At 73.7% G+C, this 19,631-nt stretch carries 17 protein-coding genes; 5 read left to right on the forward strand and 12 right to left on the reverse strand.

Features of this window, described 5'->3' with window-relative positions; genetic code table 11:
* Positions 1–315: 315 nt before the first annotated feature.
* From ASD48_RS31225 to ASD48_RS31235, 3 genes are all read right to left on the reverse strand, one after another.
* The gene (locus ASD48_RS31225) at positions 316–1,641 is read right to left on the reverse strand and encodes an aldehyde dehydrogenase family protein (protein WP_057605163.1); all 1,326 of its coding nucleotides are present in this window, start codon (positions 1,639–1,641) and stop codon (positions 316–318) included.
* Between the two features lie 135 nt (positions 1,642–1,776).
* A complete protein-coding gene (locus ASD48_RS31230) occupies positions 1,777–2,976 on the reverse strand; it encodes an RNA polymerase sigma factor (RefSeq protein WP_057605164.1) in 1,200 nt (399 codons plus the stop codon).
* Positions 2,976–3,326 carry a YciI family protein gene (locus tag ASD48_RS31235; RefSeq protein WP_057605165.1) on the reverse strand — a complete coding sequence of 117 codons (351 nt, stop codon included), beginning with the start codon at positions 3,324–3,326 and terminating at the stop codon, positions 2,976–2,978. The genes ASD48_RS31230 and ASD48_RS31235 overlap by 1 nt, the downstream gene beginning before the upstream one ends.
* A gap of 107 nt (positions 3,327–3,433) precedes the next feature.
* On the opposite strand from ASD48_RS31235, the gene ASD48_RS31240 reads away from it, so the two are divergent.
* On the forward strand, positions 3,434–4,462 hold the full coding sequence (locus ASD48_RS31240; protein ID WP_057605166.1) for an acyl-CoA dehydrogenase family protein: 1,029 nt from the start codon (positions 3,434–3,436) through the stop codon (positions 4,460–4,462).
* Positions 4,463–4,535: 73 nt separating this feature from the next.
* On the opposite strand, the gene ASD48_RS31245 is transcribed toward ASD48_RS31240, so the two are convergent.
* From ASD48_RS31245 to sfnG, 4 genes are all read right to left on the reverse strand, one after another.
* Positions 4,536–5,678, reverse strand: coding sequence for an LLM class flavin-dependent oxidoreductase (locus ASD48_RS31245; RefSeq protein WP_057605167.1), 1,143 nt, complete (start codon positions 5,676–5,678; stop codon positions 4,536–4,538).
* 175 nt (positions 5,679–5,853) lie between these two features.
* On the reverse strand, positions 5,854–7,038 hold the full coding sequence (locus ASD48_RS31250) for an SfnB family sulfur acquisition oxidoreductase (RefSeq protein WP_057605168.1): 1,185 nt from the start codon (positions 7,036–7,038) through the stop codon (positions 5,854–5,856).
* A 7-nt stretch (positions 7,039–7,045) separates the two neighbouring features.
* Entirely contained in the window at positions 7,046–7,600 is a 555-nt protein-coding gene (ssuE, locus tag ASD48_RS31255; RefSeq protein WP_057605169.1) for an NADPH-dependent FMN reductase, read from the reverse strand.
* 161 nt (positions 7,601–7,761) lie between these two features.
* Positions 7,762–8,883, reverse strand: coding sequence for a dimethylsulfone monooxygenase SfnG (sfnG, locus tag ASD48_RS31260; protein ID WP_057605170.1), 1,122 nt, complete (start codon positions 8,881–8,883; stop codon positions 7,762–7,764).
* A gap of 365 nt (positions 8,884–9,248) precedes the next feature.
* On the opposite strand from sfnG, the gene ASD48_RS31265 reads away from it, so the two are divergent.
* Positions 9,249–10,166, forward strand: coding sequence for a LysR family transcriptional regulator (locus tag ASD48_RS31265; protein WP_057605171.1), 918 nt, complete (start codon positions 9,249–9,251; stop codon positions 10,164–10,166).
* A gap of 360 nt (positions 10,167–10,526) precedes the next feature.
* Here ASD48_RS31265 and ASD48_RS31270 read toward each other — a convergent pair whose 3' ends face one another.
* The 3 genes from ASD48_RS31270 to ASD48_RS31280 all read right to left on the reverse strand — a co-directional run bounded on the left by ASD48_RS31270 (position 10,527) and on the right by ASD48_RS31280 (position 13,542).
* Positions 10,527–10,694: a hypothetical protein gene (locus ASD48_RS31270; RefSeq protein ID WP_199876062.1), complete on the reverse strand. Its 168-nt coding sequence runs from the start codon at positions 10,692–10,694 to the stop codon at positions 10,527–10,529.
* A 68-nt stretch (positions 10,695–10,762) separates the two neighbouring features.
* Positions 10,763–12,883: an MMPL family transporter gene (locus ASD48_RS31275; protein WP_057605173.1), complete on the reverse strand. Its 2,121-nt coding sequence runs from the start codon at positions 12,881–12,883 to the stop codon at positions 10,763–10,765.
* A 182-nt stretch (positions 12,884–13,065) separates the two neighbouring features.
* Complete coding sequence (locus ASD48_RS31280) at positions 13,066–13,542, reverse strand: MarR family winged helix-turn-helix transcriptional regulator (RefSeq protein ID WP_079074123.1); 477 nt, start codon at positions 13,540–13,542, stop codon at positions 13,066–13,068.
* A gap of 154 nt (positions 13,543–13,696) precedes the next feature.
* Between ASD48_RS31280 and ASD48_RS31285 the strand changes: the two genes are divergently transcribed.
* Complete coding sequence (locus tag ASD48_RS31285) at positions 13,697–15,214, forward strand: SDR family oxidoreductase (protein WP_057605174.1); 1,518 nt, start codon at positions 13,697–13,699, stop codon at positions 15,212–15,214.
* 103 nt (positions 15,215–15,317) lie between these two features.
* The gene (locus tag ASD48_RS31290; RefSeq protein WP_057605175.1) at positions 15,318–16,691 is read left to right on the forward strand and encodes a deoxyribodipyrimidine photo-lyase; all 1,374 of its coding nucleotides are present in this window, start codon (positions 15,318–15,320) and stop codon (positions 16,689–16,691) included.
* Between the two features lie 16 nt (positions 16,692–16,707).
* On the opposite strand, the gene ASD48_RS31295 is transcribed toward ASD48_RS31290, so the two are convergent.
* Positions 16,708–17,628 carry a LysR family transcriptional regulator gene (locus ASD48_RS31295; protein ID WP_057605176.1) on the reverse strand — a complete coding sequence of 307 codons (921 nt, stop codon included), beginning with the start codon at positions 17,626–17,628 and terminating at the stop codon, positions 16,708–16,710.
* Positions 17,629–17,785: 157 nt separating this feature from the next.
* Here ASD48_RS31295 and ASD48_RS31300 point away from each other — a divergent pair, with 157 nt between their 5' ends.
* Positions 17,786–18,481: a type 1 glutamine amidotransferase domain-containing protein gene (locus ASD48_RS31300; RefSeq protein ID WP_057605177.1), complete on the forward strand. Its 696-nt coding sequence runs from the start codon at positions 17,786–17,788 to the stop codon at positions 18,479–18,481.
* Positions 18,482–18,576: 95 nt separating this feature from the next.
* Here ASD48_RS31300 and ASD48_RS31305 read toward each other — a convergent pair whose 3' ends face one another.
* A complete protein-coding gene (locus ASD48_RS31305; protein ID WP_057605178.1) occupies positions 18,577–19,542 on the reverse strand; it encodes a MerR family transcriptional regulator in 966 nt (321 codons plus the stop codon).
* Positions 19,543–19,631 lie beyond the last annotated feature (89 nt).

Here is a 19,631-nt window from a genome sequence, read left to right on the forward strand (position 1 = left end):
AGGCATCGGTCACACCTTCTGCCCCCACGGCGTCCGGCGGTGCCGTTTCGTGCACTCCGGATTCGAAAGTCCCACGGAATTGGCCGTTTCGGACTACGGACCGTGCCGTTCCGGGCTAATACCCGTTCCCTGACTGCCGCTTGGCGGGCTACTTCCGCTCACTCCCGTCCGTTTTCGCCCGCCCGCGCCCGCCGTCCGTACCCGCCGCCCGCCGCCCGCCGTCCGTCGTCCGTCGTCCGTCGTCCAAGCCCCGTCCGCCGTCCGTACCCGCCGTCCGCCGTCCGTACCGGGTGCCCGCCCCGCGCCTCGCGCGGCTCAGTGCAGCGGCTTCTCCAGCACCGCCTTGCGGTGGCTGAACGTCTCGATGGACCAGCGGCCGTGGTAGTTGCCCATGCCGCTCTCGCCCACTCCGCCGAACGGCAGGTCGGAGACCGTGAGATGGGCGAGCGGCAGGCCGTAGCCGAGCCCGCCGGAAGAGGTCTCGGCGGCGATGCGGCTCCGGGTCTCGCCGGACTCGGTGAAGACGTACAGGGCGAGGGGCTTGTCACGGTCGTTGATGAAGGCGATCGCCTCGTCCAGTCCGTCGACGGTGACGATCGGCAGGATCGGGCCGAAGATCTCCTCCCGCATCACGGGCGACCCGGGGTCGACGTCGGCGAGGACGGTCGGCGCGAGGTACTTGTCGGTACGGTCGCTGCCGCCGCCGACCACGATCCGGCCGGAGTCGAGCAGCGCGGCGAGCCGGTCGAAGTGACGCTCGTTGATGATACGGCCGTAGGCGGCGGAGGCCTGCGGATCGCTCCCGTACAGCGTCTCGACCGCGCGGGTCAGCAGGGGTTCGAGGGCGGCGGCCGTCTCCGGGTCGGTGAGGACGTAGTCCGGGGCGACGCAGGTCTGGCCGGCGTTGAGGAACTTGCCGCGGGCCAACCGGTCGGCGACGACGGAGAGATCGGCGTCGCGGTCGACGAACGCCGGTGACTTGCCGCCGAGTTCGAGGGTGACGGGGGTGAGATGCTCGGCGGCGGCGCGCAGGACGACGCGGCCGACGGTGCCGTTGCCGGTGTAGAAGATGTGGTCGAAGCGCTCGGCGAGCAGGGCGGTGGTCTCCGGGATCCCGCCCTCGACGACGGCGACCGCGTCGGTGTCGAGATACGCCGGCAGCAGCCGGGCCAGCGCGGCGGAGGTGGCGGGCGCGAGCTCGCTGGGCTTGACGACCACCGCGTTCCCGGCGGCGAGAGCGCCGACCAGCGGGGCGAGCAGGAGCTGCGCGGGGTAGTTCCAGGGCGCGATGACGAGGACCACGCCGAGCGGGTCGACCTGTGTCCACGCGGTGGCGTCGGCACCGAGGTGGGCCGGGACCGGGGCGGACTCGGGGCGCAGCCAGTCGTCCAGGTGGTCGAGGGTGTGGTCGATCTCCCGGACCGTGAAGTCGATCTCGGTGCGGTACGCCTCGGCGGAGCTCTTGCCCAGGTCGGCGTGGAGGGCGTCGGCCAGGTCGGCGCCCCGCTCGGTGAGCAGCAGGCGCAGCCGGTGCAGCTGCGCCGTGCGCCAGGCGACGGGCTTGGTGCGGCCGGTGCGGAAGGTGGCGCGCAGCCGGGCCACGACGTCGGCGGGCTGCTCGGGAGTGGCGGGGGTGGTCACGGTGCCTCGCTGGGGTGCGCGGGCCTTGCGGCCCTGGGGTCTGGGTGCGAGCGGTCGGCTCGTTCTGGGCGCGAGCGGCAGCTCGATGTATATGCCAACCTTTCATGCACCAAAATACATTCCCGGCGACGCCGGCTACTCCCCGGACCCTTCGGTGAGCGCCTGGCGGCGCCGCGCGAGGAAGGCCCGTTCCGCCGGACTGTCGCTCAGCGCGAGGGCCGCCTCGTAGGCCTCCACGGCCTCGGTCACCCGGTCCAGGCGGCGCAGCAGGTCGGCACGGACCGCGTGCCAGACGTGGTAACCGTCGAGGTCCAGCGCGTCGACGAGGTCCAGGGCCCGGTCCGGGCCTTCCGTCTCCGCCACGGCGACCGCCCGGTTCAGCGCCACGACCGGACTCGGGGCGAGCGCCATGAGCTGGTCGTACAGGCGCAGGATCTGGCGCCAGTCGGTGTCGGCGGCGGTCGGCGCGTCGCTGTGCACGGCCTGGATCGCGGCCTGGATCTGGTACGGCCCCGGCCGGCCGCGGCGCAGGCACCGACGGACGAGCGACTGCCCCTCGGTGACCAGGTCCCGGTCCCATCGGCCGCGGTCCTGCTCGGGCAGCGCTACGAGCGTGCCGTCGGCGTCCTCCCGCGCGGTCCGGCGCGAGTGGACGAGCAGCATCAGCGCCAGCAGCCCGGTGACCTCGGGCTCGTCCGGCATCAGCTCGGCGAGGAGCCGGCCGAGGCGCAGGGCCTCGGCGCACAGCTCCGGATCGCCGCCGTATCCCTCGTTGAAGACGAGGTAGACGACGGCGAGCACGCCGTTCAGCCGGTCGGGCAGGTCGGCGTCGTGTGGCACGCGGTACGGGATGCGCGCGTCCCGGATCTTCGCCTTGGCGCGGACCAGCCGCTGGGCCATGGTCGGCTCGGGCACGAGGAAGGCGCGGGCGAGCCGGGCGGTGGTGAGTCCGCCGAGGAGGCGCAGGGTCAGCGCGACCTGCGCCTGCGGAGCCAGCGCGGGATGGCAGCAGGTGAAGATCAGCCGGAGCCGGTCGTCGCGCACGGGACCCTCCTCCACGGGCGGCCCGCCGGTGTACAGCAGGCGGGCCTCGGCGTGCCGGGCGTCCCGGGTGGACTCCCGGCGCAGCCGGTCGACGGCCCGGTTGCGGGCGGTGGTGATGATCCAGCCGGCCGGGCTCGGCGGCACACCGGTCCGCGGCCAGCGGGCGACGGCCGTGGTGAAGGCGTCCTGCACCGCCTCCTCGGCGAGGTCGATGTCACCGAGGAAGCGGACCAGGACGGCGACGGCCCGGCCGTACTCCGCGCGGAACACGGCCTCGACGTCGAGGGGCATCAGGCCTCGCCCATGAAGGGGCGCACCTCGACGGGAAGGGTGGTGGCCCAGGTGGCCCGGCGGCCCCAGTGCAGGGCGGCGTCCAGGTCCGGCGCCTTGATCAGGCAGATCCCGCCGAGGTACTCCTTGCCCTCGGCGTACGGCCCGTCGGTGACGAGGACGTCACCGCCGCCCGGCCGCAGCACGGTGGCCGTCTCCGGGCCGTGCAGCCCCCCGGCGAACACCCAGGCGTCGGCCTCGCGCAGCTCCCGGTGGAACGTCTCGAGGTTGCGGCCGATCTCCGCCATCCCCTCGGCCGACGGGGGTTCGCCGTCGGTGGGCGTGATCACGCTGAGCAGGTAGTACTTCATGACGTCCTCCGTGTCTCGGGTATGTTCCGGCCGTTCTGTCACCTCCTACACGAACGGCGGCCCCCCGGATCGACACCCCGCGCCGCGCAACCGGAAGAATCCCGCCCATGACCGCACCGCACCCCCTCGTCACGCGCGCCCGCAGCCTCGCGGACGGCCTCCTCGCCCCGCACGCCGAACAGGTCGACCAGGAAGAGGTCCCCTTGAGCCACCTCGCGGAGATCAGGCGCTCGGGCCTGCTCGGGCTGAACGCGCCGAAGGAGTACGGCGGGGCCGCGGCACCCGGTGCGGTGCTGCGCGAGACGGCGGAGATCCTGGCCGGGGCGTGCTGCTCGACCTGGTTCGTGCAGGCGCAGCACCACACGCCGGTCCTGACCCTGGCCGGGAACGAGGGTCCGGCACGCGAACGCCTGCTGGGGCCGCTGGCGACCGGTGAACTGCTGTCGGGAGTGGCGTACGCGCACCTGCGGGCGTATCCGCGCGTCCCCGTACGGGTCACCCCGGAGCGGGCCGGCTGGCGCTTCGACGGGACGGTCCCCTGGTACACGGGGTGGGGCCTGAACGATGTGCTGCTGCTCGCCGGGGTCACCGGCACCGGCGAGGTCCTGTTCGCCTTCACCGAGGCACGCGAGCAGCCGGGCCTGCGGGCCTCGGCCCCGATGCGGCTCGCCGCCCTCACGGCGGCCCGCACGGTCTCCCTGGAACTGGACGGCCTGTGGCTCCCGGAGGAGGCGGTGGCGCTGCGCACCCCGCACGAGCGCTGGTCGGCGGCGGACCGCCTCCGGACGGTGAACGCCAACCCGGCGGTCTTCGGTCTCACCGAAGCGGCCCTGGCCCTGTTGGACGAGGACACGGCGGCCCCGCTGCGTGCCCGTCTCACGGAGGTCCGCACCCGGGCCTACGCCCTCGCCGACGGTCCGGCGCCCGATGAGTGCCTGGCGGAGCGGCTGGCCCTGCGGACCCGGGCGTCCGAGGTGATGCGGGCGGCGACCACGGCGGCGGTGGTGACCGGCGGCGGCCGCTCCATGCTGCTGACGAACAGGGCCCAACGCCTGGCGAGGGAGGCCCTGTTCCTCATGGTCCAGGCCCAGACGCGGGAGTCCCGCACGGACCACTTGAGGTCACTGACCGCGTAGTTGTCCCCGGGGGCGGGGAACTGTGCGTGGGACCTGCCACGTTGTGCGGCGCCGGCGCCCCCGGACACCTTGCTCAGCCCGCGAACGGCACCTGCACCGACGTCACCTGCTTCCCGGCGGGGTGTTGCCACAGTCCCTCCCCGGCCAGCCGGGGCAGCACGCCCTCCCCGAACCAGTACGCCTCCTCCAGATGCGGGTAGCCGGACAGCACGAACTCCTCGATCCCCAGCGCCGCGTACTCCTTGATCAGCTCGGCGACCTCCGCGTGGCTGCCCACCAGCGCGGTTCCCGCCCCGCCACGGACCAGGCCGATCCCGGCCCAGAGGTTGGGATGGATCTCCAGCCCGTCCCGGCTGCCGCCGCCGTGCAGCGCGAGCATCCGCTGCTGTCCCTCGGACTCGCTGCGCGCGAGCCCGGCCTGGACGGACCGCACGGTCTCCGCGTCGAACCCGGCGAGCAGCCGGTCCGCCTCCGCCCAGGCCTCCGCCGAGGTGTCGCGGGTGATGACATGGAGCCGGATGCCGAACCGGAGCGTCCGCCCCTCCTTCGCCGCGAGCTTCCGGATCCAGGCGATCTTCTCCGCGACCTGGGCCGGCGGCTCGCCCCAGGTGAGGTAGACGTCGACGTACTTCGCGGCGATCTCACCGGCGATCGGCGAGGACCCGCCGAAGTACACCTCCGGGACCGGATCCGGCACCCGGGCCAGCTTCGCGTCCTCGACGCGGAGGTGCTCGCCCGCCAGGTCGACGGTCTTGCCCTCCCACAGCTCCCTGACGATCCGGAGGAACTCACCGGTCCGGCGATATCGGTCGTCCTTGTCCAGGAAGTCGCCGTAGGCCCGCTGCTCGTGGCTCTCGCCGCCGGTGACGACATTGAGCAGGAGCCGTCCGCCGGTCTGCCGCTGGAAGGTGGAGGCCATCTGCGCGGCGAGCGTCGGCGAGACGAAGCCGGGCCGGAACGCGACCAGGAACTTGAGCCGCTCGGTGTGCTGGCTGACCATCGCGGTGGTCAGCCAGGCGTCCTCGCACCAGGCCCCCGTGGGGGTGAGCACGCCCAGGAAACCGAGGTCCTCCGCGGCGCGGGCGATCTGGCTCAGGTAGGCGACCGTCGGCGGCCGGTCCCTCCCGGAGGCGGTGGCCGGGGTGCCGTGGCCGCCGCCGACGACATGGCGGCTGTCGCCGTTGGTGGGCAGGAACCAGTGGAAGGTGAGGGACACGTGGGGTCTCCGATCAGGGATGTCCGTCTGCCGGGCTGCCGGGCTGCCGGGTTGCCGGTGCGCCGGGTTGCCGGTCTTTCGGGGTCCGGGTCTGCCGGGGTCCGGGTCTGCCGGGTCGCCGGTCCGAAGGGCTTCCGGGCCGAAGGGTTTCCGGGCCCGTGAGGTCCGTCGCGGGCTAGAGCAGGCCGTGGCGCGGCGGCCGGGTGCCGTTCAGCGCGAACCGGCCGAGGTGCTGGATCTTCCAGCGGGTCGGATCGTGCAGGGTGTGGGTGCGGGCGTCGCGCCAATGCCGGTGCAGATTGAGCGAGTGGAGGGCGGACCGGGTCCCGGACACCTCGAACAGGGCGCTGGAGACCTCCACCGCCGCCCGGGCCGCCTGCACCTTCGCGGCGGCGACCGCGAGGGACGCCCCGGCGGCCGTGTCGTCGGTGAGATCGGCGCGTGCGGCGTCGACCGACCGGGCCGCCTCGCGCAGCAGCGCCTCCGACGCCCGCACCTCCAGGGCGAGTTCACCGAACCGCTGGATCAGCAGCGGATCCTCGGCGGCCGTCTCGACGCCGCTCTCGAACCACGGCCGGCTCTTCGTCCGCACGAACTCCGCCGCCTCGGCGAGCGCCCCCGCGGCGATCCCCGCGTCGATCGCCGAGTGCAGCAACTGGGCTGTCGCACCGTGGAGTTGCGGCCCCTCGAAGGTGAGGTGGTGCGGCAGGACCCGGTCACCCGGCACCGGCACGCCGTCCAGCCGGACGGTGCCACTGGCCGTCGTCCGCTGGCCCAGCCCGTCCCAGTCGTCGAGCACGGTGAGACCGGGCGCGTCGGAGGGCACGTACGCGACGTGCAGCCTGTCGTCGTCGGCACGGGCCAGCACCGGGATCCAGTCGGCGAAGAGGGCGCCGGTGGAGTAGTGCTTGACGCCGGTCAGGACGTACGAGCCGTCCGGCCGGGACTCCAGACGGGTGCGGATGTCCTGGACGTGCTTGCCGCCGGCCTCCGACTGGGCGTTGCCGAGGCGCCGGCCGGAGAGCAGCTCGGCGAAGAAGAACTTCCGCTGTCCCTCCGTACCCTGACGGCGGATCACATCGGCGTAGACGAAATGGCTCTGCGGGATCTGGGCGAGGCTGCCGTCGGCGGTGCCGAGCAGACGGAAGACCTCCGCGAGGGTCAGGGCGCTCACGTCCGCCCCGCCGTGGTCGGCGGGGACGGTGACGGCGAGCAGACCGGAAGCCGACAGCTTGTCCAACTCGGCGCGGGGCAGGCGCCGTTCGCTGTCGCGAGCGGAGGCTCCGGCGCGGAACTCCTCGGCCAGCGACGCGGCGACGGCGAGGGCCTCGGCGTCGTCGGCGATGACATGGGCGGACATCGTGCGCTCAGCTCGCCGCGGCCAGGTACGGCGTCCGCCCGAGCGCGGCCGAGAACTGGTCGACGACATGGGTGAGCGCCTCGGTGGCGGTCGGGGCGATCGTCACGGAGCCGTCCTCGTGGGCGGTGATGTCCTTGTCCAGGGTGAACCAGCCCTGCACGATGTGGGCCGCGCCCATGGAGTTGAGCACGGGACGCAGGGCGTAGTCGATGGCGAGGACGTGGGCGGTGGATCCGCCGGTGGCCAGCGGCAGGACCGTCTTGCCGGTGAGCGCGTACTGCGGGAGCAGGTCGAGGAGCGCCTTGAGGACGCCGGAGTAGGACGCCTTGTAGACCGGGGTGGCCACGATGACACCGTCGGCGCGTGCGAAGAGGTCGGTGGCCTCGACGATCGCCGGGTGGCGGAAGTCCGCGCCGAGCAGGGCCTCGGCCGGGACGGTACGGACGTCGAGCGGGATCACCTCGTGTCCCTGGACGGCGAGCCGCTGATCGAGGTGGCGCAGCAGACGGCCGGTGCGGGAGGAGGCGGAAGGACTGCCGGAGACGGACAGGACGGTGGCCATGGGTCCTCTTTCGAAGGAGCCCGGGGCACCCCGGCAGGGCGGGGTGCTCCGGTGGGAGCGGTCAGGAATGCCGGGCGGGTGCGGGCGGTTCGCCCTCGAGGACCCGGCGGCCGACCTCGCGGGGCGTGCGGGCGCCGGGGTCGTGGAGTGTGCGGGGACGGTCAGGCGGGAGCGGGGACGGACTCATCCCGCGGGTCCGGGAGGTGCGCCTCCAGCTCGCGGACCAGGGGCAGGACGCGCTTGCCGAAGTACTCGACCTCCTCGTGGTAGTGCAGGAAGCCGAGGAGGAAGAGGTCGACGCCGAGGCGCTTGTAGGCGACGATGCGCTCGGCGATCTGCTCCGGGGTGCCGATGAGGCCGGTCCGGAATCCGTCGTTGTACTGGACGAGGTCCTCGAAGCCGGAGTCCTGCCACATGCCCTTGCCGTCGGCGGTGGACGGCCCGGCCTGCTTGACGGCGGCGCCGAAGCCCTCGACGGCCTCGCTGTCGGCCTGGGCGACGATCTCCCGGAGGGTGTCGCGGGCCTCCGCCTCGGTGTCCCGGGCGATGAGGAAGGCGTTGAGCCCGAACTTCGGCGCCCGGCGGCCTGCCTGCTCGGCCGAGGCGCGCACGTCGGCGATCTGCTCGACGACCCCGTCGAAGTCCTTGCCGTTGGAGAAGTACCAGTCGGAGACCCGGCCGGCCATCTGCCGGGCGGCGGTGGAGTTGCCGCCCTGGAAGATCTCGGGGTGCGGACGCTCGGGGGTGTTGAGGGGCTTGGGCTTGAGGGTGAAGTCGCGCAACCGGTAGAAGTCACCGGCGAGTTCGGCGTGGTCCTCGGTCCAGATCCGGCGCAGGGCGCGGATGAACTCCTCGGAGCGCCGGTAGCGTTCGTCGTGCTCCAGCCAAGGCTCGCCCAGTGCGGTGAACTCGCCCTTGAACCAGCCGGACACGACGTTCACGGCGAACCGGCCGTTCGAGAGGTGGTCGGCGGTGGCGCCCAGCTTGGCGAGGACTCCGGGGTGCCACAGGCCGGGGTGGACGGCGGCGATCACCTTCAGGCGCTGGGTGGCCAGGAGCAGGGCGAGGCTGAAGCTGGTCGACTCGTGCTGGTACTCGGCGCCGTAACTGGCCATGTAGCGGACCTGGCTGAGGGCGTAGTCGAAACCGTTGTTCTCGGCGAGGACGGCGAGTTCCCGGTTGTAGTCGTACCCCCAGTCGGTACGCTGCTCGATCTTGCTGGTGACGAGTCCCCCGCTGACATTGGGGACCCAGTAGGCGAATTTCACGGGCGCGGCAGACATGCGGAACTCCTGGTGCGGAATGCTTTCGGGCACACCGAATTCACGGGGGCGCGGCGGCGCCGGCGGGGTGCGGACGCCAAGGGGCGGGCGGGCGCGGTGAATTCAGGCGGGGAAAGGAAAAGCGCGGCGGATCGCGAGGGAGGATCAGGCCGCGGCGCAACAGGAGGCGCTGGAGACGCGCGCGAGGTCGACATGGCGTCGCCGCGTGAGGTCCAGTCGCATCTTCATGTCCTCGATCGTGGCAGCCGCCTCCGACGGCAGTCAAGGCAAACCCGACCGGTCTCGTATCGCGGACCATTGAATTTCACGAAGGTGTGACAGGGAAACCCTTGAACGGGCTCCGGACGGACCCGCATTCTTCCGTCGTGCGAACGGAACAGCTGGAATACATCGCGGCCGTCACCCGGCTCGGTTCGCTGCGCCGGGCCGCCGAGGAACTACGGCTTTCCCAGCCCGCGTTGAGCGAGACCGTACGGAACCTGGAACGTGAACTCGGGGTGGATCTCCTGGAGCGCAAACGGTCCGGCGCGACCATGAGCGCGTCGGGCCGGGAACTCCTGCCGCACATCATCGGGGTGCTGGACGCGGTGGACCGGCTGCGCTCGGCGGCGGGCGAGCGGCACCGGATCAGCCGGATGGTGCGGGTCGGCACGGTGAACGCGGCGACCGTGCCGCTGCTCATCCCGGTGGTCCGGGAGTTCCGCGCCGCGCATCCCGTCACCCAGGTGGAGGTGGTGGGCGCCCAGCAGACCGACATCCACCGGACCCTGCTGGAGGGCGGGTTCGACCTGGGCCTGGTCAACCATCTGGAGGGCGACGACGTGCCCGCCGAGTTCGAGTCCACCGAGCTGCTGCGCGGCCGGCCGGTGGTGTGCATGCGCCCCGACAGCCCGTTGGCCTCCGCGCCTTCGGTGTCGGTGGACGACCTGCTCGACGTACCGCTGATCGGGATGCGGTCGGGCTATGTCATGCATCGTTACGTCCACCGTCTTCTCGACGGGCGCGGTCTGTCCTTCGCGTACTCCACCGACGGGGCGGAGATGGGCAAGCTGATGGTGGCCGAGGGACTGGGCGCGACGGTCCTGCCCGACTTCAGTGTGATCGGGGACCCCCTGGAGCGGTGCGGGGCGCTCATCCACCGGCCGATCGGCGGCGACACGACACGGGTGCTGCTGATGCTGCAACGGCGGCGGGCGGAATCCGTACCCCAGGCGGCACGGGACCTGCACGAGGTCTTCGTCCGCACGGCGCGGACGCTGAGTGCGACGCCCGAGGCGCCCTAGGCGGGTGACCACCGGGGTGGCCGTCCCATGATTCACCCGTTCGACGGAGCGCGGGGGCGGTACGGCACCGGCCGCGGAGGTACCCGCGACCGGTGGCCGTCCGGTCGCGTCCACCGGCCGGCACCCGGTTGCCCTGCTCCCCGGCCACGCCAAGCCCCGCACCCGCGACCTGTCCCGGCCCATCGTTCGCGGGACCCTGCGGGAGACCGGCCGCCGTTGAGCCGGGCGTTGCTGGGGGCCACCCGCCGCTCGGGGACGGCCGCCGCTGGGGGCCGCCCGCCGCTCGGGGTCGGCCGCTGCCGAGGGCCGGCCGCGGAGGGCCGGCCTCGGAGTCCGGCCCCGGGCCGCGGTGGCCCGGGGTCAGTCCTCTTCGCCGAGGGGGACCACGACGAGGAAGGCATCCGACTTCAGGTCCATGACCACGGTGGCGGGCTCCCCCTCGGCCCGCCGCCGTGCCGCGTACTCCTCCGCGGGCCACGATCCTCGCGGGGATCCTGCGGGGAAACGCTCCAACACCTTCGCGCCCATGACGGCAGACACCTCCCGATGCGAAACGGTCAAGCTTTTCGAGGTGCGCCTGCCCGGGATCCGCGCGGTCATGTTCGGGTCAGCACCAACGGCTCGTCACCCGCCTTGTCACCCTCGCGACCGAGCCGTCCCGGCCACCAGGCGGGGGCGCCGATGTCCCGCACCAGCGCGGGCACCAGCAGCGAGCGCACCACGAGCGTGTCGAGCAGGACGCCGAAGGCGACGATGAAGGCGATCTGGGCGAGGAAGGCCAGCGGGATCACCCCGAGCGCGGCGAACGTGGCGGCGAGCACCACGCCGGCCGAGGTGATGACGCCGCCGGTGGTGACCAGCCCCCGCAGGACGCCCTCGCGGACGCCGTGCCGCAGCGACTCCTCGCGCACCCGGGACATGAGGAAGATGTTGTAGTCGACGCCCAGCGCCACCAGGAAGACGAAGCCGTACAGCGGCACGGACGGGTCGGTGCCGCTGAAGCCGAACACGTGCCGGAACACGAGACCGGAGACGCCCAGGGTGGCGAGGAAGTTGAGCGCCACCGTGGCCACCAGCAGCGCGGGCATCAGCAGCGAGCGCAGCAGGACCGTCAGGATGAGGAAGATGATGGCGAGGACGACGGGGACGATGAGGGTGCGGTCGCGTTCGGCGGTGCGCAGGGTGTCGTAGCGCTGGGCCGTGTAGCCGCCGACGAGGGCGTCCGCGCCGGGGACGGCGTGCAGGGAGGTGCGCAGCCGCTCCACGGTCCGCAGGGCCGCGTCGCCGTCCGCGGCGGAGTCGAGGGTGACGTCGACCCGGACCCGCCCGTCCACCACCAGGGGTTCGCCGCCGGGCCGGCCGGACGCGGTGGCACCGGCCGCCGAGGCGACGCCCTCGGTGTCCCGGGCCGCGGCGAGGACCTCCGGCAGCCGGCCGGCGTCCGCGACGACCACGGTGGGGTTGCCGGAGCCGCCGGGGAAGTGCCGGCCCAGGGTCTCCTGCGCCGCGACCGAGGGGGCGTCGTTCACGAAGGTCTCGTCGAGGGGGACGCCCTTGGAGGCGAGCGTCGGGGCGAAGGCGGCTCCGGCCAGCAGGACGGCGAGGGTCACCGCCCAGACCCGGCGCGGCGCCCGGTCGACGAGGCCGGCGACGCGCCGCCAGACGCCGTGGCCCGCGCCGCCAGCCTTCGTACGGGCGGGCCAGTAGGCGGCCTTGCCGAGGAGGACCAGGACGGCGGGCAGGAAGGTCAGCGTGCTGAGCACGGCGCAGCCGATGCCGATGGCGCCGACCGGCCCGAGGGCGCGGTTGTTGGTGAGGTCGCTGAGCAGCAGGGCGAGCAGCCCCAGGGCGACGGTCGCGGCGCTGGCCACGACGGCGCCCCAGGACTTGCGCAGCGCGGCCGTGATGGCGGCGAACCGGTCGGTGCGTGCGGCGAGTTCCTCGCGGTAGCGGGCGGTGAGCAGCAGGGCGTAGTCGGTGGCGGCGCCGATCACGAGGATCGAGAGGATGCCCTGGACCTGTCCGTCGACGCGCACCACGTCGTGGTCGGCGAGCGCGTAGACGACCGCGCAGGCGAGGCCGAGCGCGAAGACCGCGCCGAGGATGATCACCAGCGGGAGCAGCAGGCTGCGGTAGACGAGCAGCAGGATGACGAGGACGGTGGCCAGCGCGACGGCGAGCAGCAGTCCGTCGATGCCGGCGAAGGCGTCGGACAGGTCGGCCTGGGTCGCGGCCGGTCCGGCCAGCTCGACCGTGGTGCCGGGGACGCGTTCGGCGGCTGCGCGGATCCGGTCGAGGGTGGGGGCGAGGTCGTCCCCGAGGTCGGGGCGCAGGGGCACCACGCCCTCGACGGCCTCCCCGTCCTCGGAGAGCAGCGCGGGCGACAGGTCACCGGACACGCCCCGGTCGTCGGCGAGGGAGGCGAGCGCCCGGCCGGCGGCGTCCAGTCGTTCCTCGACGCCGGTCCCGCCGGCTCCGGCCGCGGTGTCCGCGGTCCAGACGACGATCGCCGGGAGGGTCTCGTTCTGCCGGAAGGCGTGTTGCGCGGCGATGACCTCCGTGGACTCGGCGCTGCGGGGCAGGAAGGCGGCCTGGTCGTTGGTGGCGACCTCGCCCAGCCGTCCGGCGTAGGGACCGAGGACGCCTCCGACGCCGAGCCACACGGCGACGAGGAGGACCGGGACGAGCCAGCGGGCGCGTCGGGGGGTGGTGGACATCGTTCTCCAGCTCCGGAAGGAAGGGTCTCGGGCGGTGGCAGGGGTTGCTCGACGGACGGGTGACACAGATATCTCAACAACAAACAATCTCAATGATTGAGTAAGTTGCCGCCGAGTGATCGTAGACGTTGCCTGTCCTTCCGTCCCGGGCCGGTCCCCGGATGCGACGGACCGCGGCTTTTTCAGCGGCCGGGAGGAGTGATCCCGGACAGTTCCTCGCCCATCGCCGTGAGGAAGCGCAGCACCACGGAGAGCTCGTCCTCGGTGAACCGCGAGCGCGCGGCCCGGGTCGCCTCGGCCAGGGGCCGGAAGTAGGTGCGGGCCACGGACCTGGCGTCGGCCGCGTAGTACAGGTGGACCACCCTGCGGTCGGCGCTCTCCCGGACCCGGCGGATGTGCCCGGCGCGCTCCAGCCGGTCCACGCACGCGGTGACGGCGCCGGAGGTGAGTCCGAGATGCTCACGCAGTCGCTTCGGGGTCATCGGCCCGTCGGCGTCCAGGATCGCGGCGAGCGCCTGGACGTCCGTCGCGTGCAACCCTTGGTCGCCCGCGAACCCGTGCACCAGCCGGTTGATCTCGCCGTTCATCCGCCGCAGCCGAACGGCGAAGGCGTGCAGGTCGGTCGGCGTACCGGACGCCTCGGACGGCTGTCCCGGCACCCGCCCCTCACGGTCGTTCGCTGTGGCCACGGGGCCAGCGTAGTCGCCGTCCGCGATCACTCGTTCGTGCGCACAAGTCCCCGCCGCATCCGCGGCCCTCCCGGGCGTGGAAGCGATCTGCGAGAGGGCCACCGACGCGAAGGAGCGAGGACTCATGACCGCAGACGGGCGGGGCACCCTGTGCCTGGTGACCGGCGCCACGGGATACATCGGCGGCCGGCTCGTCCCGGAGCTGCTGGCGGCGGGCCACCGGGTGCGCTGTCTGGCCCGCTCCCCCGACCGGCTGCGCGACCACGAGTGGGCCGGCGACGTCGACCGGGTGCGCGGTGACGTCACGGACGCCGCGTCGGTCGCGGCGGCCCTGCGGGGCGTCGACGTCGCGTACTACCTGGTGCACGCGCTGGGCACCGGCGAGGACTTCGAGGACACCGACCGGCGGGCGGCGCGGATCTTCGGGGAGCAGGCGCGGGCGGCGGGAGTGCGCCGCATCGTCTACCTCGGCGGCCTCACCCCGGCCGGGGTGCCCGAGCGGGAGCTCTCGCCCCATCTGCGCTCCCGCGCCGAGGTGGGGAGGATCCTGCTCGACTCGGGCGTCCCCACCACGGTGCTGCGGGCCGCGGTCGTGATCGGCTCGGGCTCGGCCTCCTTCGAGATGCTGCGCTACCTGACCGAGCGGCTGCCGGTGATGGTCACCCCGAGCTGGGTGCACACCCGGATCCAGCCCGTGGCCGTCCGCGACGTGCTCCGCGCCCTCGTCGGCTCCGCCGGGATGCCGGACGACGTCAGCCGGGCCTTCGACATCGGCGGGCCGGACGTCCTGACGTACCGCGAGATGATGCTCCGTTACGCCGTCATCGCCGAACTGCCCCGGCGCATCATCCTGTCCGTGCCGATGCTCACCCCCGGTCTGTCCAGCCACTGGGTCGGACTGGTCACCCCGGTGCCGGCCTCGATCGCGCGGCCGCTGACCGAGTCGCTGCGGCACGAGGTCGTCTGCCACGAGCACGACATCGCCGCCTACGTACCGGACCCGCCCGGCCATCCGCTCGGCTTCGACGAGGCGGTCCGGCTCGCCCTGCGCAGCGTGCGCGAGGCGCGGGTCGCCACCCGGTGGTCCTCCGCCTCCTTCCCCGGCACACCCAGCGACCCGCTGCCCACCGACCCCGGCTGGGCGGGCGGGAGCCTCTACACCGACGTCCGCGAACTGGTCGTCGACGCTCCCCGGGAGTCCCTGTGGCGGGTGATCGAGGGAATCGGCGGTGACAACGGCTGGTACTCCTTCCCGCTCGCCTGGGCCGTCCGCGGGCGGCTCGACCGGCTGGTCGGCGGGGTGGGGCTGCGCCGCGGCCGCCGGGACGCCGCCCGGCTGCGGGTGGGCGACTCGCTGGACTTCTGGCGGGTCGAGGAGATCGAACGCGGCCGGCTGCTCCGGCTGCGGGCCGAGATGCGGCTGCCGGGTCTGGCCTGGCTGGAGATGTACGCGGAGACGGACACCGGCGGCCGTACCCGGTTCCGACAGCGCGCCCTGTTCCATCCGCACGGGCTTCTCGGGCACGCCTACTGGTGGAGCGTCTCCCCCTTCCACGCCCTCGTCTTCGGCGGCATGGCCCGCAACATCGCCCAGGCGGCGGTGGCCGACGCGAAGGCTCGCGAGGGGGAGCCGGTCCGCTGACCGGCCGTGCGCGCAGGCCCGCCCGCGCCGCACCCCCTGCATCCGCCGGACCTCGCCTGCCGGAAGCAGGTGACCGTCCGAACCCCTGCCCCGGAGCCCTGCCATGAACGTCTCGGTCGTCCTGTTCACCGCGGACCTGCGTCTGCACGACCACCCGCCGCTGCGCGCGGCCCTCGACGGGACACGTGAGGTGGTGCCGCTGTTCGTCCGCGACCGGGCCGTGGACGGTGCCGGGTTCGCCGCGCCGAACCGGCTGGCGTTCCTCGCCGACTGTCTGCGCGATCTCGACGCCGGGCTGCGCGAGCGGGGCGGCCGGCTCGTCCTGCGCTCGGGCGACCTGGTCGAGCAGGTGTGCCGGGTGGCCGCCGAGGCCGACGCGGACGAGGTCCACCTGGCCGCCGACGGGAGCGCGCACGCGCGGCGCCGCGAGGAACGGCTGCGGCGCGCCCTGGAGTCGGAGGGCGTACGGCTGCACGTGCACGACGCGGTGACGACCGCCGTCGGTCCCGGTGCGCTGACCCCGGCCTCCTCGGACCACTTCGCCGTCTTCACGCCGTACTTCCGGCACTGGTCGCAGTGGCGGCTGCGCGAACCGCTCGGCGCGCCGCGGACCGTGACGGTGCCGGACCGGGTCGGTTCGGAGGAACTGCCGACCCGCAAGGGGCTGGCCGGACTGTCGCCGGGGCTGGCCACCGGAGGCGAGGAGGAGGGCCGCGCGCGCGTCACCGCCTGGCTGCGGTCGGGCGTCGAGGCCTACGAGGACGGGCACGACGACCTGGCGGGCGACGCGACCTCCCGGCTCTCGCCGCATCTGCACTTCGGCACCCTGTCCCCGGTGGAGCTCGTGCACCGGGCGCGCCGCGTGGGCGGGCCGGGAGCCGAGGCGTTCGTGCGGCAGCTGGCCTGGCGCGACTTCCACCGCCAGGTGCTGGCGGCCCGGCCCGCCGCGGCGCGCGCCGACTACCGCACCAAGCACGACCGGTGGCGTTCGGAGCGGACGGCGGGCGAGGACGTCGAGGCCTGGCGGGCGGGCCGCACCGGCTATCCGGTCGTGGACGCGGCGATGCGGCAGCTGTGCCACGAGGGGTGGATGCACAACCGGGGCCGGCTGCTCACCGCGAGCTTCCTCACCAAGACGCTGTACGTCGACTGGCGGGTCGGCGCCCGGCACTTCCTGGATCTGCTGGTCGACGGGGACGTGGCCAACAACCAGCTCAACTGGCAGTGGATGGCGGGAACCGGCACCGACTCGCGGCCCAACCGGGTCCTCAACCCCGTCACCCAGGCGAAGCGGTACGACCCCGACGGGACGTACGTACGGCGCTGGCTGCCGGAGCTCGAGGGCGTGGCGGCGCCCGCGGTGCACGAGCCGTGGAAGCTGCCGGACGCCGACCGGGCGGCGCTCGACTACCCCGGGCCGATCGTCGAGCTCGCCGAGGGACTCGCCCGCTTCAAACGGGCCAGGGAGCGCTCCTGAGCGCCCGCCGCCTTCCTCACCAGGCGGGTGCCGCGCTCAGCAGGAGATCGCGGACCCGGGCCACGTCCCCGTTCACCGGGGCGCCGGGGCGCTGGACCAGGAAGGCCGTGTTGATCGGCGGGTCCGGTGGCTCGTGGAGCGGGACGAGGGCGCCGGAGGCCAGTTCGCCGAGGCACAGGTAACGGGGCAGCACGGTGACCCCCGCCCCCGCGACGACCGCGGCCAGCACACCGCGCAGGTCGGGAACGGTCACCGCGGCCGAGCCCGACAGGCGGCGGCCGAAGACGTGCCGCCAGTAGCGGCGCGCGATGGGCAGGTCCTCGGCGTAGGTGACCAGCGGGACGGTGTGCAGGGCCGTCGGTCCGTCGGCGGCCAGCGGTCCGCGCAGCCGGGCGGCCCACTCCGGGGCGGCGACCAGCACGAACTCCTCGTCGGTCAGCGGGACCGAGGTCAGGGCGCGGCCGCGCGGCCGGGTGGTGGCGATCACCAGGTCGTGGCGTCCCGTCCGCAGCTCCTCGAGCAGCGGGTCGGTCAGGCCGGTGGCGACGCGCAGCCGGACTCCCCCGGCCACCAGCGGCGCCAGCGCCGGGAGCACCCGGGTGCACAGCAGTTCGGCGGGTCCGGCGAGATGTACCGGGTCGGCCCGGCCGGCCACCGGGTCCGGACCGGCCACCGCGGCCAGCTCGTCGAGCGGCGCGGAGACGCGGGCCGCGAGCTCGTCGGCCACGGCGGTCGGCGAGACGCCCCGCGGGAGCCGCTCGAACAGCTCACGCCCGGCCTGCCGCTCCAGTGCGCGCATCTGCGTCGTCACCGTCGGCTGGGACAGCCCCAGCAACTGCGCCGCTCCGGTGAACGAGCCCGAGCGGTACACCGCGAGGAAGGTGCGCAGCAGGTTCAGGTCCAGATGCTCGGCGGGGCGGCCGTCGGTATGTTCCACCTGGCCAGTATTCCTCCCGCACCCATAGGAAGCCCTATGTCGGGCATTGGAATCCTCATTGGATCCCTATGTCTCGACCGCCTACGTTCGACAAGGCACCTCACGCGCCGGGCTCCGCGATCGCGAACCCGGCACCCGATCCTTCCGGAGTTCACCCATGGCCAAGATCCTTTTCGTGCTGACCGGCGCCGACCACTGGACGCTCGCCGACGGCACCCTGCACCCCACCGGTTTCTGGGCGGAGGAAGCCGTCGCACCGTACGAGGCGTTCCGGGCGGCCGGTCACGAGGTCGTCGTCGCCACGCCGGGCGGAGTCGTCCCGACCGTGGACCAGGGCAGCCTGGCGGCCGAGGTCAACGGCGGTCAGGAGGCCGCCGACCGCGTCGCCGCCGCGCTCGACGCCATCCAGGAGCTGCGCCGACCGCTCCGGCTGGAGGACGTGGACCTCGGCGATTACGCGGCGGTCTTCTACCCGGGCGGGCACGGCCCCATGGAGGACCTGGCGGTCGACGCCGTCTCCGGTCGTCTCCTGGTCGACGCCCTCCGCTCGGGCAAGCCCCTCGGTGTCGTCTGCCACGGCCCCGCCGCGCTGCTCGCCGCGGTGACCGAGGACGGCTCCAACGCCTTCAGCGGCTACCGGGTCGCCGCGTTCACCAACGCGGAGGAGCTCCAGGCCGGCCTGGGCGACAAGGCCAAGTGGCTGCTCCAGGACCGGCTGACCGAGGCGGGCGTCGAGGTCCGGGTCGGCGAGCCGTGGGCGCCGCACGTGGTGGTGGACCGCAACCTGGTCACCGGCCAGAACCCGGCCTCCTCGGCCCCCCTCGCCACAGAACTCCTGAAGCAGCTGGGCTGACCCGCCCCACCCGCCCCGCCGGGCTCACGGGGCGGGGCGGGAGCGGCGGGTCCGGCCCGGTGCATGTCTGTCGTGCGGCGGGTGGGTGCCGGTCGTCAGGGGGTGCGGGTGCCGGCCAGGACGGTCAGGGCGTCGCTCAGGCCGGTCGGGCGGGGCAGGCCCGGGGCGGGGCGGCCTGCCCAGCCGGGGCCGGCGAGCATCACGGTCGGGGCTCGGCGCGCTCCCGTGACGCCCCAGCGGGTCTCGGCGAGATGCCGGGCGAGGGGCAGGCTCGCGGTGGAGCGGGCCTGGGACCACAGGACCACGGCGACGGGACCCAGCCGCTGCACGGCCGCGGTCAGCGCCTCGACGGGCACGGCCGCCCCGAACATCCGGGTGGGGACGCCGAGTTGGCCGAGCCCCGCGTTGAGCGCCTCCAGCGGCAGGCTGTGCTGCTCGCCCGGCACACAGGCGAGTACCACCGGCCCCGGCCCGCCCGCCGCGTCCCCCGGCACGACCGGGCGGGTGGCGCGGCGCAGGGCGGTGGAGACGTGCCAGGACAGCAGGTGCTCCACCTCGACGTACCGGTCGCCGGACGAGGCCCATTTGCGTCCCACGGCGTGCAGCGTCGGGACCATCACCTCCTGCCAGGCGACGGTGAGCCCGTGCCGTTCGACGGCCGTGGCCAGTTGGTCCGCCACGGCCGGCGCGTCGAGCCGCACGGCCGCGCGGGCCAGCCCCCGGCACTCCTGGCGGACGTCGCCGCCGAGCGGCAGGGCGCCCGCCGCGGCCGGCCGTTCGGTGACCGCGCGCGCCGGTTCGGCAGAAGGCGCGAGCACCCCCTCCCTGGCCGCTCGGGCCGCGTCCGCGGGCGGCACACCGGACGCGGTGAGCCGGCACATCGTCTCCAGTACGGCCACGTCCGCCGCCCGCCAGCGCCGGTGCCGCCCGTCGGCGCGGACGGCGGGCCCGATGCCGTACCGGCGGTCCCAGGAACGCAGGGTGGTGGGCGCCACGCCCAGTCGGCGGGCCAGCGCCCCGGTCGTCAGGCCGGCCTCGTCGGGGTTCGGGAATGCGCTCATGAGGCGACGATACGACGCAGAAACGATGCGTGTTGAGGCGACCGGTGTGCGGCTCGCAGGATGAGGTGACCGGGGCAAGCCCCGGAGCA

Source organism: Streptomyces sp. Root1310, from assembly GCF_001426425.1.
Taxonomy (GTDB): domain Bacteria; phylum Actinomycetota; class Actinomycetes; order Streptomycetales; family Streptomycetaceae; genus Streptomyces.

Coding starts and splice junctions, on each gene's coding strand:
- ssuE (WP_057605169.1), bottom strand. CDS start 7,600: ATGGCCACCGTCCTGTCCGTCTCCGGCAGTCCTTCCGCCTCCTCCCGC.
- ASD48_RS31230 (WP_057605164.1), bottom strand. CDS start 2,976: ATGCCCCTCGACGTCGAGGCCGTGTTCCGCGCGGAGTACGGCCGGGCC.
- ASD48_RS31290 (WP_057605175.1), top strand. CDS start 15,318: ATGAACGTCTCGGTCGTCCTGTTCACCGCGGACCTGCGTCTGCACGAC.
- ASD48_RS31285 (WP_057605174.1), top strand. CDS start 13,697: ATGACCGCAGACGGGCGGGGCACCCTGTGCCTGGTGACCGGCGCCACG.
- ASD48_RS31305 (WP_057605178.1), bottom strand. CDS start 19,542: ATGAGCGCATTCCCGAACCCCGACGAGGCCGGCCTGACGACCGGGGCG.
- ASD48_RS31270 (WP_199876062.1), bottom strand. CDS start 10,694: ATGGGCGCGAAGGTGTTGGAGCGTTTCCCCGCAGGATCCCCGCGAGGA.
- sfnG (WP_057605170.1), bottom strand. CDS start 8,883: ATGTCTGCCGCGCCCGTGAAATTCGCCTACTGGGTCCCCAATGTCAGC.
- ASD48_RS31240 (WP_057605166.1), top strand. CDS start 3,434: ATGACCGCACCGCACCCCCTCGTCACGCGCGCCCGCAGCCTCGCGGAC.
- ASD48_RS31250 (WP_057605168.1), bottom strand. CDS start 7,038: ATGTCCGCCCATGTCATCGCCGACGACGCCGAGGCCCTCGCCGTCGCC.
- ASD48_RS31300 (WP_057605177.1), top strand. CDS start 17,786: ATGGCCAAGATCCTTTTCGTGCTGACCGGCGCCGACCACTGGACGCTC.
- ASD48_RS31235 (WP_057605165.1), bottom strand. CDS start 3,326: ATGAAGTACTACCTGCTCAGCGTGATCACGCCCACCGACGGCGAACCC.
- ASD48_RS31275 (WP_057605173.1), bottom strand. CDS start 12,883: ATGTCCACCACCCCCCGACGCGCCCGCTGGCTCGTCCCGGTCCTCCTC.